The following is a 14,641-nucleotide window of genomic DNA, read 5'->3' as shown; positions in this document are numbered from 1 at the left end:
CGATCGTCCGCCATGCCCGCTCCTCACTTGGCCGCGGTGGGCTCCAGGGACGGCTGGTTCAGCGACGTCGTCGGGAGGGAGGCGGAGATGGTGAAAGTGGATTCCGTGGAGCTGGTGTCGAGGTGGCCGCCGACCAGGCGGGCACGTTCCTGCAGGCCGTAGAGGCCCCTGCCGGTCGAGAAGGGGTGCGGCTCGGCTCGAGTTGTGGGACGGACGCGGTTCGAGATGCGTAGGTCGAGGTGGTCTACGGTCCAGGTCACGCTGAGGTGGATCTGGGCGTCGGGCGAACCGTGTTTGACGGCGTTCGTCAGGGCCTCCTGGGCGATCCGGTGGGCGGCCAAGCGCACGCTCGAGTCGAGGGCGGCGGGGGTTCCGGTGACCGCGAGCTCGACCTGATGGCCGGTTTCCCTGACCTGGGCGATCAGTTCGAGGAGGCCAGGGAGGAGGTCGGGGATCCCCGGGCTGGTTGCGGGATCGGTCGTCACGTCTTGGCCAGTCGGTGTTCCCTCGACGAGGGTCAGCATTCGGCGTAGCTCGACAATGGCTTCCTGGCTGAGTTGGCTGATCGACTCCATAGATCGCTCTGCGCGGACCGGATCACCATGCACCACACGCGCAGCGCCGGCCGCCTGGACTGCGATCAGGCTGATCGAGTGAGCGACGATGTCGTGGAGTTCGCGGCCGATGCGCTGCCTCTCGGCCCGGACCGCCTCGGCGGCAAGCGCGGCCTGTGATTCCTCCAGGTACGCCGCACGCTGCCGAGCGGCCGAGGCACGTCGTCCGGCTCCCCAGGCTGCGACGTCAAGCAGAACGTAAACCGTTGCCACGGCGATCACCGCGAACGGCCGAGGTCCGGGCCCCGAAAGACTCGCTTCGTATCCGGTCCCGACTGCGTGCGCTGCGAGGGTCGCCGTCAGGCACAGAAGAGCTCGGCGGCGGCTCTCCCATGCCGCAGCCGTGTAGAGGGCAACCAGCAACGTGAGTAGCGGTCGTGATCCGATGGTCAGGGTCAGCACGATCGCGTACAGGGCGAGCGTGAAACTCGCCACCGCAGGAGCACGCCTGCGGAAGGCCAGGATCGGGACCGCCACTGCGCCGGCTCCGACGATCACAGCCGCCGGAGTCCCGAGCCCGGCCCAGCCGTAGCGGTCCGGATCGTCCGACAGTTGGGTAAAGAGCGCGATGTCGACGGCCGCCGCGACCACGGCAACCAGCAGATCCCGTGCTCCCTGTCGTGTCGTTGTCCTCAGTCCCAGTGGAAGATCCTGCAGAGGCCTGCGGTCACCGTCGGAGCAGTCCCCAACGTTGCCCGGAACCTTGAGGGTTGGACTGTTTGTTGCGCGCGACCGCCGACCGATGCGGACGTCGACGCACCGATTGGCGGCGCCGGATCGTTGCTGAGGAACTCGGGTCCAACGAACCGGCCCAGGCTCTGCCGGAGGTCACCGCTGGTGTCCACCGCCGCCAGCACAGCAGACCGTCCGACGCTTGGCGACACGGCCGACGGGTCCGGCGGGCCTGACAGGATCACCGCCGCGACGTTGCTTTCCTCCGGCGCGCCCTCGAGCCGGAAGATTTCAACCGTCTCCGGCTTGTACCACGCAGGCTGAGGCCCGGCGATGACGGCCACGGTGAACGGCGTCGAGTAGGTCAGCGCGTTCGGCCAAGGCGTGACCAGTGCGATGCTGACCGGGCCTTCCTCATCGCCGGACTCGGTGAGCGAGCGGTCCTTCTCCGCGACGCCGATGAGGACACCTCTCGCCCCCTCGACAAGACCCGCCGAGTTGTACAGAAACACTCTGGCAGCATGAGGAACTGTGGGATCGACGGCCATGAACTTCCTCCCCTTGGCCGCGTCGCTCGACCCGTCCCCCAGAAGGTCGATGTGCCGCCCGGCACAGTTTCCATCTTGACACTGTCGACATCACACAACCAGTCGTCAACCGGACGCTTTGCCCAGCCGAGGCGCGGTCGTGGATGCTGAACAAGCAAGCAGGCCCCGCCGTCGTCGGCGGCCATCCCACGCCGTTCTCAGTCAGCGGCGGCAAGCCTCCGCGGCTCCAGAGAAGGGAGCCCAATCTCGCGGCCGGACACTCGCCGCGCTGTTCGACACCAGGAGGCGTTGGGCACGGGCTGCTCGCTCGTCAGGCAACAACTCATCGCGTTATTGCCCTGGCAGCCGAGCTGACAAAGGGCGCGGCTGCTTCGTATGTTCCTTCCACCACCCGACCGAGGCTCGGCGATCATTCACCTGAGGAATCTGGTCAAACCCGAGACGATTTGCACATCTTGTGGGACCTATGTCTGGTCGACGACACTCGACGTGGTCCTGGCCCTTCCGGATCCCTACGGCCACCGGCTCAAGGCAGGGCCCTCGCGCGGTTCGGTGACGCGGGCGCACTACCGCCCGAACTCCTGTACCGACTCACAGCCAGGGCGAGCTGCCACGTCAGCTGGAGCAGTTGTAGGCCGGTCAGCTCTGCATCCACGGGCCGGTCGGCTGCGATGATGAGCACCATGCGGCTGGCCGAACTCTCCGTTCCCGACTCGGCGGCGTGCGCGCACGCCGTCGAGGTCACGACGACGTACTGCTCGCCCGCACTGGTGAACCACTCGCTGCGGGTCTATTTCTGGGCGGCGGCCCTCGGGACTGCCCGAGGTGTCGACTTCGATGCCGAGTTGCTCTTCGTCGCGTCCCTGCTCCACGACATGGGTCTGGTCGAGGACTTCGACAGTCACCGGGTGCCGTTCGAAGTGGCCGGCGGCAGTGTGGCGTGGGTGTTCGCGGCAGGTGCCGGTTGGCCGGTGCAGCGGCGTACGCGTGTGTCGGAGGTGGTCGTCCGGCACATGTGGCCCGATGTGGACCCGGAGGAGGACCCGGAAGGTTTCCTGATGGTGAGATCCACCGGCTTCGACATCGTGGGGCGTGGCGAGGCGGACTTCCCGGTCAGCTTCCGGAACGAGGTGCTGGCGCGGTACCCGCGGCTGACTCTGGCCGACGAGTTCCTGAAGTGCTTCCAGGACCAGGCGATCCGCAAGCCGGACAGCTCGGCAGCGGCCGCCATCCGCAACGACCTCGCCGTCAGGGTGGCCGCCAACCCCCTCGAGCACGCCCTCGCCCCTGAATCGGAGATCAGCATGTACGCCGTTCGAGCGCACGCCAGGGGCGGACCGGAGCAACTCGTGTTCGAGGAGGCGCCGCAACCGGACCCGAGCGCCGGGGAAGTCCTGGTGGCCGTCAAGGCGGCATCCATCACGCCCGACGAGCTCAGCTGGCCGGAGACCTGGACCAGCAGTTCCGACGGGACCGGGCCGGAGCGCACCCCGATCATCCCCTCACACGAGTTCTCCGGGGTGATCGCCGGCCTGGGAGCCGGCGTGGACGACCTTGCGGTAGGGGACGCCGTCTACGGCTTGATCCCGTTCACCCGCGACGGCGCCGCCGCCGAGTACGTCGCTGTGCCGGCCGGCGTCGTGGTGGTCAAGCCCAGCACGGTCGATCACGACCATGCCGCTGCCCTTCCGTTGGCCGCGTTGACCGCCTGGGAGGCGCTGGTTCGCCACGCCGGCCTCCAAGCCGGTCAGCGAGTCCTGGTCCACGGCGGAGCCGGTGGCGTGGGCTCGTACGCCGTACAGATAGCTGTCGCCTTGGGCGGCCAGGTGAGCGCGACGGCGTCGACGGCCCAGTTGCAATTCGTCAAGGATCTGGGCGCGCAACAGGTCATCGACTACACGAGTGAGCGTTTCGAGGACCGAGTCGCCGATGTCGACGTGGTCATCGACCTGGTCGGCACAGCCGTCCAATCGCGCTCCTGGCCGGTCCTGAGACCCGGCGGCATCCTGGTCAGCGCCGCGGCGCCGGTTGACGCCGACGAGGCGGCACGCCATGGCGTCCGCGGTCTCTACTTCATCGTCGAGCCCGACCGGGACGGCCTGCGTTCCATCGCCGAACTCGTCGACAGCGGCAGGTTGGTGCCCGTGCTGGATCGCGTCCTCCCCCTGACCAGTACCCGGGCCGGCTACGAGGCGCTGGAAGAGCGGGGGCGGCGAGGGAAGATCGTCATCCATGTCGCGGACTGACGATGGCCTCGAGGAATTGTTTGACGTGGGGTAACTGACCGGGGTCGATGGTGTGGCCGCCGGGGAAGGGACGGATGTCGACGTCCGCGCCGCGGGCGCGGAGCTGGGCGGCGAGCGTCCGGGTCTGGTCGGGTGTCGCCATCGGGTCGCGGTCACCGTTCACGATCAGCACGCGTTTGCCGGTGAGAACCTCCCCGGGCTCGTCCTGCTGGAAGGGCACCATCGCGGCCAGCAGCACCGCCCCGCTGAGCGCCTCCGGGTGGCGCAGGAGCAGCGCGGACGCGATATTCGCGCCGTTCGAGAACCCGATCGCCACCCAGGAACCGGGCGTGACGCCGTACTGCTGCTCGGCCGCGGCGAGGAACGCGGCGAGCTCGTCGGTCCGCGCCCGCAGATCGTCCTCGTCGAACACACCCTCGCGCAGCCGGCGGAAGAACCGGGGCATCCCGTTCTCCAGCACCCTCCCGCGCGGCGCCAGCACCGGGGCATCCGGGATCAGGTACTCCCGCAGTCCGAGCAGGTCGTACTCGTTCCCGCCGGTCCCGTGCAGCAGCAACAGCGGCGGACGTCCCGTCCCTGGTTCCCAGACGTGCGGCCGCCGCAGGGCCGGGTCCATCACCCCGCAGCTTCCGACGGCAGCCGGATGGCCGGCAGTGACGCCTCGATCTGGTCGCGATCCGGTTCGAGCCAGGGCGGCAGCTTGAGGTGGCGGCCGAGCTCCAGCAACGGCTCGTCCACGGTGAACCCGGGCTGGTCGGTCGCGATCTCGAGCAACACCCCGCCCGGTTCCCGGAAGTAGATCGAGGTGAAGTACTGCCGGTCGAGGATCTCGGTGACCTGGATCCCGGCCTCGATCAGCTCCTCGCGCCATCTCGCCTGCGTCTCCCCGTCAGGCGCCCGGAACGCGACATGGTGCACCGTGCCGGCCGCCTGCAGTCCCCGATCGTCCTTGCTGGGCAGGACGTCCACGGCAGTGCCGTCCGCACCCCCGGTCATCACGAACCGGGTCCGATCAGCGGTGTTGTGGGTGAACTCCATGCTGAGCAGGCCGGCGAGCATCTCCGCGGTCGGGTCCAACTGCTGCTCCGTCATGGTGATCGAGTACAGACCACGGATGGCGTCGTCGGCCGGTACGGCGGCCGCGCCGTCCCACCCTGATCGCGAGTCACCGTCGGAGGCGACCAGCTCGATCACCAGCCCGTCCGGATCGCGAAGCCGCAGCACCTCCTCGTCCGAACGCGCCACCGGGTCGTCCGCGTCCACGCCGAGGTCCTTCAGCCGCCGCTGCCACCAGCCGACAGCCTCCGGCGGGATGCTGAAGGCCGTCGCCGTGGTGAGACCGGTCCCCTGCCGGCCGCCCTGGACGCCTGGCCAGGGGAAGAAGGTCAGCAACGTGGACGGCTGTCCCGACTCGTCTCCGTAGTAGAGGTGATAGGTGTCCGGCGCGTCGAAGTTGACGGTCCGTTTGACCAGCCGCAACCCCAGCACGGTGGTGTAGAAGTCGACGTTCCGCTGCGGGTCCTCGGCGATCGCCGTGACGTGGTGCAGCCCGTGCGGTGCAACGCTCAGTTCCGGCATCGTGGATCCCTCTCGTGCGGCCGGCAGACGCTCCTCTCTTCGATGATGACCTCGACCGGATCGCCCGGGAAGGTCCCGGGTCCGATGGCTGTCACGGGGGAAACCTCGGTCGGCGTGCGAGGGTTGGCCAGGTCAGGCACCATAGACGCCGTGACGACCCCCAATCCGCGCCGGCCGATCCTGCCCGGCAACAAGCTGTTCGAGTCGCTGCCCGGCGCCGCCGATCCGGCTGCGGTCACCGAGGTAGCGCACCGGACCGCCGAATTGCTGGTGCGTGGCGTCCGCAACTCCGAAGACACCGAGGTCCACGCGCGGGTGGTCAAACTGGCCGACGACTACGGCCTGGACGAACTCGCCGAACTGTGGTCCGACTCGCCGTCGGACTCCCTGCCGGGCGCGTTGTGGCGGCTGTACCTGCTGCGCTCGTGGGTGCACACCAACGCCGAAGAGGTCTCCCGCGAGTTCGCGGCCGGTCGCGAGTACGCCGAGGTGCACGCGGTGGTCGCGGGTGTCGCGGAGCCGCCGGGTCCCGCCGAGGTGCGGGACATGGTCGACGCCGTACTGCGGGGTGTCGCGACCGGGGACTTCGCGACGACCCTGGACCGGGCGGCCGCGTTCGCGCGGATCGTCGCGACCGGCCGGGCACACCTCGCCGACGACGGTCACGACCGGGTGCTGTCGGCCTCGAAGCTCGTCGAAATGGCGGATCAGCTGCAGACCGCGGCCCGGTCCGAACGCGCCGGGCAACTCTGGTAGTTGCGCGTCCCGGCTTCGGGTGCTATGGCGTCTTGAAGCCCGAGATCCCTACAGGACAAGGGGTTTGAGCGCCGGTTATACTGTTCGAGGTGTCGGGCCGGTGCAAGCCCCGGGTCCCAAAATTAGCCGCTACGAGCGGCCACGCGCCGTGAGGCGCTTCCCGGTCCGACGCCACCAACTCACCTGAAGATCACCCCGGCCGACCAGGCCGGGGTGATCTCGCTGGCTAGCGGATTCCGTAGAAACGGCTCAGGGTCTGCGTGACGGACTTACCGTTGGACTCCGTCAGTTCGACCTTCAGGGTGACGAACGCCGTCGCCTTGGAGTTGTTGACCAGGGCCACGGCTTTGGTGCCGAGGTTCACCACCGGAGTCTGATTCCAGCTCGTGCCGTCGTCGTACGACGTCCAGACGCGAGCCGACGTGAAGCGGCCGGGTTTGTACCACTGGCCCGACTCAGCGGTGATGCTGACCGGGAACACCGGGATCCGCGGTGCGCGGTCGTTCAGGTCGACAGCGAGGTCGTAGTCGGGGAAGAGCAGCGGCAACGGCTTACCCGCGTCCGCTTCGGAGCCCTTCCACTTCCACCGGGTCTCGACCGTCGACGGCGACTCCCACTTGTAGTCACCACGCTGCCACCGGTTCAGGTCGTAGACCAGCTCGAGATTCGTCGCCGCGGCCGGGACGTCCCAGACTCCCTGGCCGTAGTAGCCGTACTCCCCCAGCGACACCCCGTCCGCGAGCAGCTCGGTGCCACCCAGGTCGAGGAATCCCTGGCGCGAGAAGTGTCCCGGTTCGGTATCCGACCAACTCGCGAAATTGCTCCAGACCGTGTTCCCGTCCCGCGCCGCCGGCTCATACTTCAGCCCGGTCGTCTGATCGGTCACCAGCCCGGCCGCAACCCCGCCTTGAACCAGCTCTCGCTGTGCCGGCTGCCGGCCTTGTACGCCGTCGCCGTCGACGTCATCAGCGTCGCGAACGGCCACGCCATCGCGTCCGCATGCCCGACCATCTGCGTGACCTTCGTGTCCCGATCGGCCGTGACCAGGTGCTGCACCCGGGTCGGCGCCGCCACGGTCCCCCGGTCGCCGGTCGGGATCAGGTTGATGCTCCACGGTCGCCACACGTCGACGTACTCGGAGTAGTTGTAGGCCTTGCCCGGCGTGTAGTACGTCGCGTCGATCGTTGCCAGGTCCCGGTCCCGGACCCGATGGTCGGGCTTGCCCTTCACCTGCTGCTCGTGCGTGAACGCCAGGCTGTACAGGTACGGCGACTTCGCGCCGGCCGGTGATCCGTACTGCCAGCCCTCGACCACCTCGAAGGTGCCGCGGCGAGCCTTCGGCGTCGTGCCGAGGTAGATCGACTTCACCTGCGTGCCGTAGCCGCGGCTCGACGCGAGGATCCAGTTGTCGACAATCCGGCCGTAGGTCAGGCTGCCGCCCTTCCGTTCGGTCGGACGCTGGGTCGTCACCTTCGCCTCGGCCGCCGTCCGGGCGTCGTACGTGATCGTGGTGTCCTTCGTCAACGTGAGCTCCGGGTCGCCGAGGAACGCGTACGAATCGACGAGTCCGTTCGCGTCGTCGTGCGCGATCGTCGCGGCCAGTGAGTACGTGCCCGCCCGCAGGTGCAGCGTCTGGTCCGCGCCCTCGAAGCCGACGCGCTGCGCCGCGATGCTGTCGAGGTCGAAGACATCGAGCGAAGTGATCGACGCGGCGGGTTTGCCGTCACGATCGATCAACTTGAAGGTCACATCGACGTACTGCGGCTCGAGGTAGAAGCCGAGCGGTGTCACCACCGTGCGCCCGTCGTTGCCCGTAGCAACCACTCGCGCGCTGACCGCGCCATAGGCACCGGGGTCCAAGGCAGCGCTCGGATCGATCGTCACCGGAACATCTACCGTCGCACCGGCGGCGACCGTCGCCGACGGGTCGAAGCTGATCAGTCCCGCCGGTAGCGCTTTGCCGTTGTTGCCCCGCGCATCGGCGGTCAGTCTCAACGTCACCGGCTCGGTGCCGCTGTTGTGGTAGGTCAGCTGCTTGGTGAGCTTCTGGTCCGGCGTGTGCGGCCAGGCGAACGTGCCGAGGTCGACCGTGCCCGGACCGGTCACCTGCTGCGTGACGGCCTGGGCGACGTCGAGTTCACCGGCGCCCTGCTCGTAGATCCCGACCTTGCTCTCCGAGCGCACCGAGTTCTGCAGGGCCGCCTTCAGTTGCTGACCCTTCCAGTCGGGGTGCTGCTGCTTCAGGATCGCCGCCGCGCCGGCCACGTGCGGCGTCGCCATCGAGGTGCCGCTCATGTCGACGTACGCCGAATCGCCGCGACCGCCCGCCCGTGCCGCGGTGATGTCCACACCAGGCGCCGCGATGTCGGGCTTGACCGCGTGATTGGCCAGCACCGGTCCACGGCTGGAGAAGTCCGCGGTCGTCTGGGTCAGGTCGGTGGCCGCCACCGACATCGCCGAGGCAGCACACCCCGGGCTGCTGATCGCCTCGGACGGTCCGCCAAGGTTGCCGGCGGCAACAACGAACAGCACGCCCGACGATGCGCTGATCCGGTCGACCGCGGCCGCCATCGGATCGGTGCAGTCGACGGGTTCCGACGTACCGATGCTCATACTGATCACGTCGGCGCCTTCGGCAACGGCCCATTCCATGCCGGCGATGATCCAGGAGAGGTCACCACTGCCGGAGTCGTTCAGGACCTTGCCGGACAGCAATTGTGCGCCCGGTGCGACACCCTTGTTCCTGCCGTTGGACGCGACGCCGCGACCGGCCACCGTCGACGAGGTGTGCGTGCCGTGGCCGTCGTGGTCGGCGGCATCCGGGCTGTCGGTGAAGTTCTGCTGGGCCTTGACCGCGCCGACGAGGTCCGGGTGCTCCGCGTCGACACCCGAGTCGAGGACCGCAACCGTCGTACCGGTTCCGTCGTACCCGGCCTGCCAGGCCTGGGGCGCGCCGACGTACGGGACGCTTTGGTCGAGGGTCTTGTGGACCTTCGCGTCGAGCCAGAGCTTCTGGACGTCACGACCGGTCGAGAGCGACTGCCAGGTGTCGTGTGCGTGTGCCTTGTCGGTCCGCAGCGCGCTCGCGCCCACGGAGGAGAGCGTCCGGGTGCGCGTTGATCCGGCGGGCACTGTCTGCTGTGCGGCCCGGGCGGTCGCCTTGTAGGTCGCGATGACGGGGATCTGGCTGGTGGACGCGTCGTCGTACCCCTGCCGGATCAGACCGCTCACGTTGAAGAGTGCCTGATCCACCTTGCCGCTGTTGACCAGCCGAGCCGCACTGTCGGGTACGACGTACAGGTCCTTGCCGACTGTCCGGGTCTCGTAGCCGGCGTGGGCGGAGTCGGCGGGGACGAACCGCACACTGCTGCGTCCGGAGCCGGCTGGGGTGACCTGCACCTTGTCACCGGTGAGCAGCGTGACGACCTTCGCGCTGTCGACCTGCACCGGCAGGGTGGGTTGACCAGCGGAGCCCGGAGGACCAGCGGTGGCCGGAAGGGTGGTGATCGCGAGGAGGGCGGTAACAGTCGCGCCGACCAAGGCTTTACGGACCAGATGCATGGGGAGAACCACCTTCGGGACGGTTGACGGGTAGTCCATCGCAAAACCGCCAGCGAAGGATGGCTCTCTCCTGGCAAGATTGCGACAATTCACCAACCCGCCAGGGTCCGGCCGCCACACCGTCGTCTGCTGGGAGGCATCGTGCTCGACGTGCTCGGACTGGATGACTCCGAAGAACTCGCGTACCGCGCTCTCGTCGAGGTGCCGTCGTACGACGTCGCCGAGCTCGCGGCCCGGCTCGGCTGCCACCCGGTCGAGGCCGCACGCGCGCTGACCGCGCTGGAGACGCTCGGCCTGGCCGCCCGGTCCAGCAGCGGCGACGACCGGTACGTCGCCTCGCCACCGTCGGTCGCCCTTGCCGCCCTGGCCGTGCAACGCGAGGAGGAGTTGCGGCGGGCGCAACGCGAGATCGAGTCGCTGGCCGAGGTCTACCGGGGTACGGACGCCGAGCGTTCGGTCAGTGACGTGGTGGACGTCGTCCGCGGCGCCAAGGCGGTCGGCCAGCGGTTCGCGCAACTGCAGATGTCGGCGCGCGAGGAGGTGCTCGGGTTCGTCAAGGCGCAGATCGCGGTCGTGCCGCCGGAGGAGAACAAGGAGGAGGATGCCGCGGTCACCAGAGGCGTGCGCTACCGGGTGGTGATCGAGCGGAGTGCGTTCGACCGGCCCGGGTTCTTCGCGGCCGCCTCCGACTCGCTGAGGGCGGGCGAGGATGTCCGCGTTGTGCAGGAGCTGCCGATCCGGTTGCTGATCGTGGACCGCCGGATCGCCTTGGTGCCGCTGCTGTCCGGGGCCGGAGGCAGCATCGGCGCGCTGATCGTGCACAGCAGCGGCATGCTCGACGCACTGCTCGCCCTCTTCGACCGCGTCTGGCGTGACGGTCTCCCCCTGGTGCTGGGCACGAACGGGATGGTCGAGGGCCCGACCGACGGCCTGCCGGAGCTGGACGCCCGCATCCTCGGGCTCCTGCTCGCCGGCCTCACCGACCAGGCAGTCGCCAACCAGCTCAATCTCTCCATGCGCACCGTCCAGCGACGCGTCCGCGCACTGATGGACCTGGTGTCGGCCGACACCCGTCTCCAGCTCGGCTTCCACGCCGCCCGCCGCGGCTGGATCTGAGCCCGGACCTGCGGCGGTCAGGGTCGATCCGGGGAAAACCCCCTATCGATCCCGCGCGAACGCGGGCAGACTCGGTGGAAGTTGTAGATCGGTCGTCTGGGGTGGCCGCTGATCAGCCAGGGAGGGCGATCGGCAATGGAGGGGACAGTTACCGATGTCACCGAGGTCGTGGACGCGACCGACCTCGTACGGGTTTATGGCGAAGGGGATACAGCGGTTCACGCGCTGCGCGGTGTGGGTGTGCAGATCGAGCCCGGGCAGCTCACGGCGGTGATGGGACCGTCTGGTTCGGGCAAATCGACGCTGATGCACATCCTGGCCGGCCTGGATCGCCCGACGTCGGGCTCGGTCAAGATCGACGGCATCGAGATCACCACTCTTGGTGACGACGCGCTGACCAAGCTCCGCCGGCGGCACATCGGCTTCATCTTCCAGTTCTTCAACCTGCTGCCGATGCTCACCGCCCGCGACAACATCCTGCTGCCGCTGACGATCGCCGGCGTGAAGCCGGACCAGGAGTTCTTCGACGGTCTGGTCGCACGGGTCGGCCTCGCCGATCGCCTCGAGCACCGGCCGGCCGAACTGTCCGGCGGCCAGCAACAGCGGGTCGCGATCGCCCGGGCCCTGGTGTCGCGGCCGACCGTGGTGTTCGCCGACGAGCCGACCGGCAACCTCGACTCCCGGACCAGCGGCGAGATCCTCACGCTGATGCGGTCGTCGGTCGAGGAGTACGGCCAGACCACGGTGATGGTGACCCACGACGCCAAGGCCGCCGCGATGGCCGACCGGGTGCTCTACCTGGCCGACGGGGAGATCGTGAAGGAGACCGGCCGGTCCAACCAGCACGAGATCCTGCAGATCATCGACACGCTGGATCTGCAGTGATCCGGTTCGCGTTACAGGGCCTGCTGGCCCGCAAGCTGCGGACGGCGCTGACCGCGATCGGTGTCGTCCTCGGGGTCGCGCTGATCTCGGGCACCTATGTGCTGACGGACTCGATCACGTCCGCGTTCGACTCGATCTTCACCGAGAACTACAAGAACACCGACGCCGCCATCACCGGGAAGAACGCGATTGACGCATCCGAGGACGGGACCGTGACGGCGCCGCCGTTCGACGCCGGTCTGCTCGAGAAGGTCCGGGAGCTGCCCGAGGTCGGCGCGGCCGGCGGCGGGGTCGGCGGCGAGGCGCAGCTGATCGGCAAGGACGGCAAGGCGGTCGTCTTCGGCGGCGCCCCGAACCTCGGCTTCAGCGTCGATCCCGCGCTGCCGCAGTTCAACTCGCTCTCGCTGGTCTCCGGATCCTGGCCGGCGCCGGACGAAGTCGTGATCGACACGAAAACCGCCAAGGAGAAGGGTTTCGCGACCGGCGACACGATCCGTGTCCAGGCGCGTGGCCCGGCGCAGCAGATGCGGATCTCCGGGCTGGTCGAGTTCGGCGCCGTGTCGTCGATCGGCGGCGCGACGCTGGCCGGGTTCGACCTCGGGACCGCGCAGCGACTGTTCGACAAGCCCGGCAAACTCGACCAGATCCTGATCGCGGCCAAGTCCGGGACGAGCGACCAGCAACTGGTCGATGCGGTCCGGCCCATCCTGCCCCCGGCGACGCAGGTCCGGACCGCCGACGAACAGGCCAAGGAGGACGCGGCGGGTACGTCGAGCTTCCTGAGCTTCCTGCAGACGTTCCTGCTGGTGTTCGGCGGTATCGCCTTGTTCGTCGGCTCGTTCGTGATCGCCAACTCGCTGTCGATCACGATCGCCCAGCGCACCCGTGAGTTCGCCACCTTGCGCACGCTCGGCGCCTCGCGCCGGCAACTGCTCGGCACAGTGGTGCTGGAAGCACTCGTCACCGGCTTCGTCGCATCGGTGGCCGGACTGTTCCTCGGCCTCGCGATCGCGACCGGGCTGTTCAAGCTCTTCGATGCAGTCGGCTTCACACTGCCGAACAACGGGCTGGTGTTCCGGACCCGGACGATCGTGGTCGCCCTGATCGTCGGCGTGCTGGTCACGGTCATCGCGAGCCTGCGACCGGCCTGGCGGGCGACCCGCGTGCCACCGATCGCGGCAGTCCGCGAAGGCGCGACGCTCGCGCCCGGGCGGTTCAACCGGTTCCGCCCGGTCGGGGCCGCCCTGCTCGCCGTCGCCGGAATCGCGTTGGTGCTGGTCGGATTGTTCGCCGACGGATTGTCGACAACGGCTCTGCTGTCGCTGCTCGGTGCGGGTGTGCTGCTGCTGTTCATCGGCATCGCCCTGTTCTCGGCACGTCTCGTCCGGCCACTGGCGGTGGTGGCGGATCCGATCGCGCGCTGGTCGGTCGTCGTACTGACCGCGGTGATCTGGCCGTTCATCCTGCTGCCGTACTGGCTGATACGGCGTCTCTTCGGCCGGCACCCCGAGTTCCCCCGGGTACTGCCGGATAGGCCGGCGGTTGCGATCGGTGGACAGAACAGCAAGCGGGATCCGCACCGGACGGCATCGACCGCGGCCGCGCTGATGATCGGGCTGGCCCTGGTCACACTGGTGGCTACCTTGGGCGCGGGCATCATCCGGCCGTTCGAACAGGCTGTGGACGGGATCTTCAGCGCCGACTACGCGATCACCGCGCAGAACAATTTCAGCCCGCTGCCGCCACCGGTCGCCGCCGAGGTCGCGAAGGTGCCGGGGGTCGAGCAGGTCACCAGCGTGCGCGGTGGTGAGGCGAAGGCGTTCGGCAAGACGATCACGATCACCGCGGTCGACCCCCAGGCCCCGGACCTGCTCACCTTCGACTGGCGCTCCGGCTCGCAGGCCTCGCTCGGCGAGCTCGGCGCCGACGGAGCGATCCTCGATTCCGCGTACGCCGACGAGCACGGCCTCGTCCTCGGGTCGCGGTTCCCGATGCAGACCGCGACCGGGAAGACCCTGCAGTTGCAGGTGAAAGGTATCTTCCGGCCACCGGCCGGTGGCTCGCCGTTCGGCAACGTGACGATCTCGACGGCCACCTTCGACGCGACCAGTTCACAACCGCTGAACCTGTACACCTTCGTGAACATGAGCGGCGGTGTCACCGCCGCGAACACCGCGGCCCTGACCAGTGCGCTGAGCACGTTCCCGAACGCGAAGGCGCAGACGCGGGAGGAGTTCAAGAAGGCGCAGACCGACGGCATCAAGAGCATCCTGAACGTGCTGTACGTCCTGCTGGCATTGTCGGTGCTGGTCAGCCTGTTCGGCATCGTCAACACGCTGGTGCTGACCGTCTTCGAGCGGACCCGCGAGCTCGGCATGCTGCGCGCGATCGGCCTGACCCGCGGCCAGGTGAAGCGGATGATCCGGCAGGAGAGCGTGATCACCGCGCTGATCGGCGCGGTGATCGGGATCGTGCTCGGCCTCGTGCTCGCGTCGCTGCTGGCCGCCCGGCTGGACGAGATCTCGTTCACCATCCCGGTCCTCCAGCTGGTGATCTTCGCCGTCGTCTCGGTCGTCGTCGGAATCTTCGCCGCCATCTGGCCGGCCCGCCGCGCAGCCAAACTGAATCCGCTGGAGGCCTTGCAGTATGAGTAGTCGTCCGCGCG

General features: G+C 68.5%; 11 protein-coding genes. 5 read left to right on the top strand and 6 right to left on the bottom strand.

The genetic code is table 11. The annotated features are described in order from the left end of the window. Window positions 1-23 precede the first annotated feature (23 nt). Together ACXC9Q_RS27750 and ACXC9Q_RS27745 are read right to left on the bottom strand one after the other, a co-directional pair. Window positions 24-1,205: a sensor histidine kinase gene (locus tag ACXC9Q_RS27750; protein WP_457059562.1), complete on the bottom strand. Its 1,182-nt coding sequence runs from the start codon at window positions 1,203-1,205 to the stop codon at window positions 24-26. 41 nt (window positions 1,206-1,246) lie between these two features. Then, window positions 1,247-1,798 (bottom strand): hypothetical protein, encoded by a 552-nt coding sequence (locus ACXC9Q_RS27745; protein WP_457059561.1) that lies wholly within the window; start codon window positions 1,796-1,798, stop codon window positions 1,247-1,249. A 710-nt stretch (window positions 1,799-2,508) separates the two neighbouring features. Between ACXC9Q_RS27745 and ACXC9Q_RS27740 the strand changes: the two genes are divergently transcribed. After that, on the top strand, window positions 2,509-4,080 hold the full coding sequence (locus ACXC9Q_RS27740) for a zinc-binding dehydrogenase (protein ID WP_457059560.1): 1,572 nt from the start codon (window positions 2,509-2,511) through the stop codon (window positions 4,078-4,080). Here ACXC9Q_RS27740 and ACXC9Q_RS27735 read toward each other — a convergent pair. Both ACXC9Q_RS27735 and ACXC9Q_RS27730 read right to left on the bottom strand, forming a co-directional pair. Beyond that, the gene (locus tag ACXC9Q_RS27735; protein ID WP_457059559.1) at window positions 4,061-4,696 is read right to left on the bottom strand and encodes an alpha/beta hydrolase; all 636 of its coding nucleotides are present in this window, start codon (window positions 4,694-4,696) and stop codon (window positions 4,061-4,063) included. The genes ACXC9Q_RS27740 and ACXC9Q_RS27735 overlap by 20 nt on opposite strands. Continuing rightward, window positions 4,696-5,658, bottom strand: coding sequence for a ring-cleaving dioxygenase (locus tag ACXC9Q_RS27730; protein ID WP_457059558.1), 963 nt, complete (start codon window positions 5,656-5,658; stop codon window positions 4,696-4,698). Before ACXC9Q_RS27730 ends, ACXC9Q_RS27735 begins: the two co-directional genes overlap by 1 nt. Window positions 5,659-5,808: 150 nt before the next feature. On the opposite strand from ACXC9Q_RS27730, the gene ACXC9Q_RS27725 reads away from it, so the two are divergent. Further along, window positions 5,809-6,414 carry a hypothetical protein gene (locus ACXC9Q_RS27725; RefSeq protein ID WP_457059557.1) on the top strand — a complete coding sequence of 202 codons (606 nt, stop codon included), beginning with the start codon at window positions 5,809-5,811 and terminating at the stop codon, window positions 6,412-6,414. A gap of 226 nt (window positions 6,415-6,640) precedes the next feature. On the opposite strand, the gene ACXC9Q_RS27720 is transcribed toward ACXC9Q_RS27725, so the two are convergent. Continuing rightward, window positions 6,641-7,300, bottom strand: a complete 660-nt coding sequence (locus ACXC9Q_RS27720; protein ID WP_457059556.1) for a hypothetical protein — start codon at window positions 7,298-7,300, stop codon at window positions 6,641-6,643. Next, a complete protein-coding gene (locus ACXC9Q_RS27715; RefSeq protein ID WP_457059555.1) occupies window positions 7,297-9,975 on the bottom strand; it encodes a S8 family serine peptidase in 2,679 nt (892 codons plus the stop codon). The genes ACXC9Q_RS27720 and ACXC9Q_RS27715 overlap by 4 nt, the downstream gene beginning before the upstream one ends. Before the next feature lie 141 nt (window positions 9,976-10,116). On the opposite strand from ACXC9Q_RS27715, the gene ACXC9Q_RS27710 reads away from it, so the two are divergent. The 3 genes from ACXC9Q_RS27710 (at window position 10,117) to ACXC9Q_RS27700 (ending at window position 14,630) form a co-directional block, all read left to right on the top strand. Continuing rightward, window positions 10,117-11,091, top strand: a complete 975-nt coding sequence (locus ACXC9Q_RS27710) for a hypothetical protein (protein WP_457059554.1) — start codon at window positions 10,117-10,119, stop codon at window positions 11,089-11,091. Window positions 11,092-11,226: 135 nt separating this feature from the next. After that, a complete protein-coding gene (locus tag ACXC9Q_RS27705; RefSeq protein WP_328519681.1) occupies window positions 11,227-11,976 on the top strand; it encodes an ABC transporter ATP-binding protein in 750 nt (249 codons plus the stop codon). After that, window positions 11,973-14,630, top strand: a complete 2,658-nt coding sequence (locus ACXC9Q_RS27700) for an ABC transporter permease (protein ID WP_457059553.1) — start codon at window positions 11,973-11,975, stop codon at window positions 14,628-14,630. Before ACXC9Q_RS27705 ends, ACXC9Q_RS27700 begins: the two co-directional genes overlap by 4 nt. The last annotated feature ends 11 nt before the right edge of the window (window positions 14,631-14,641 follow it).

The organism is Kribbella sp. CWNU-51, assembly GCF_054073265.1.
This window is presented reverse-complemented; position numbering and strand designations above follow the sequence as displayed.

Coding starts and splice junctions, on each gene's coding strand:
- ACXC9Q_RS27740 (WP_457059560.1), top strand. CDS start 2,509: ATGAGCACCATGCGGCTGGCCGAACTCTCCGTTCCCGACTCGGCGGCG.
- ACXC9Q_RS27715 (WP_457059555.1), bottom strand. CDS start 9,975: ATGCATCTGGTCCGTAAAGCCTTGGTCGGCGCGACTGTTACCGCCCTC.
- ACXC9Q_RS27705 (WP_328519681.1), top strand. CDS start 11,227: ATGGAGGGGACAGTTACCGATGTCACCGAGGTCGTGGACGCGACCGAC.
- ACXC9Q_RS27730 (WP_457059558.1), bottom strand. CDS start 5,658: ATGCCGGAACTGAGCGTTGCACCGCACGGGCTGCACCACGTCACGGCG.
- ACXC9Q_RS27735 (WP_457059559.1), bottom strand. CDS start 4,696: ATGGACCCGGCCCTGCGGCGGCCGCACGTCTGGGAACCAGGGACGGGA.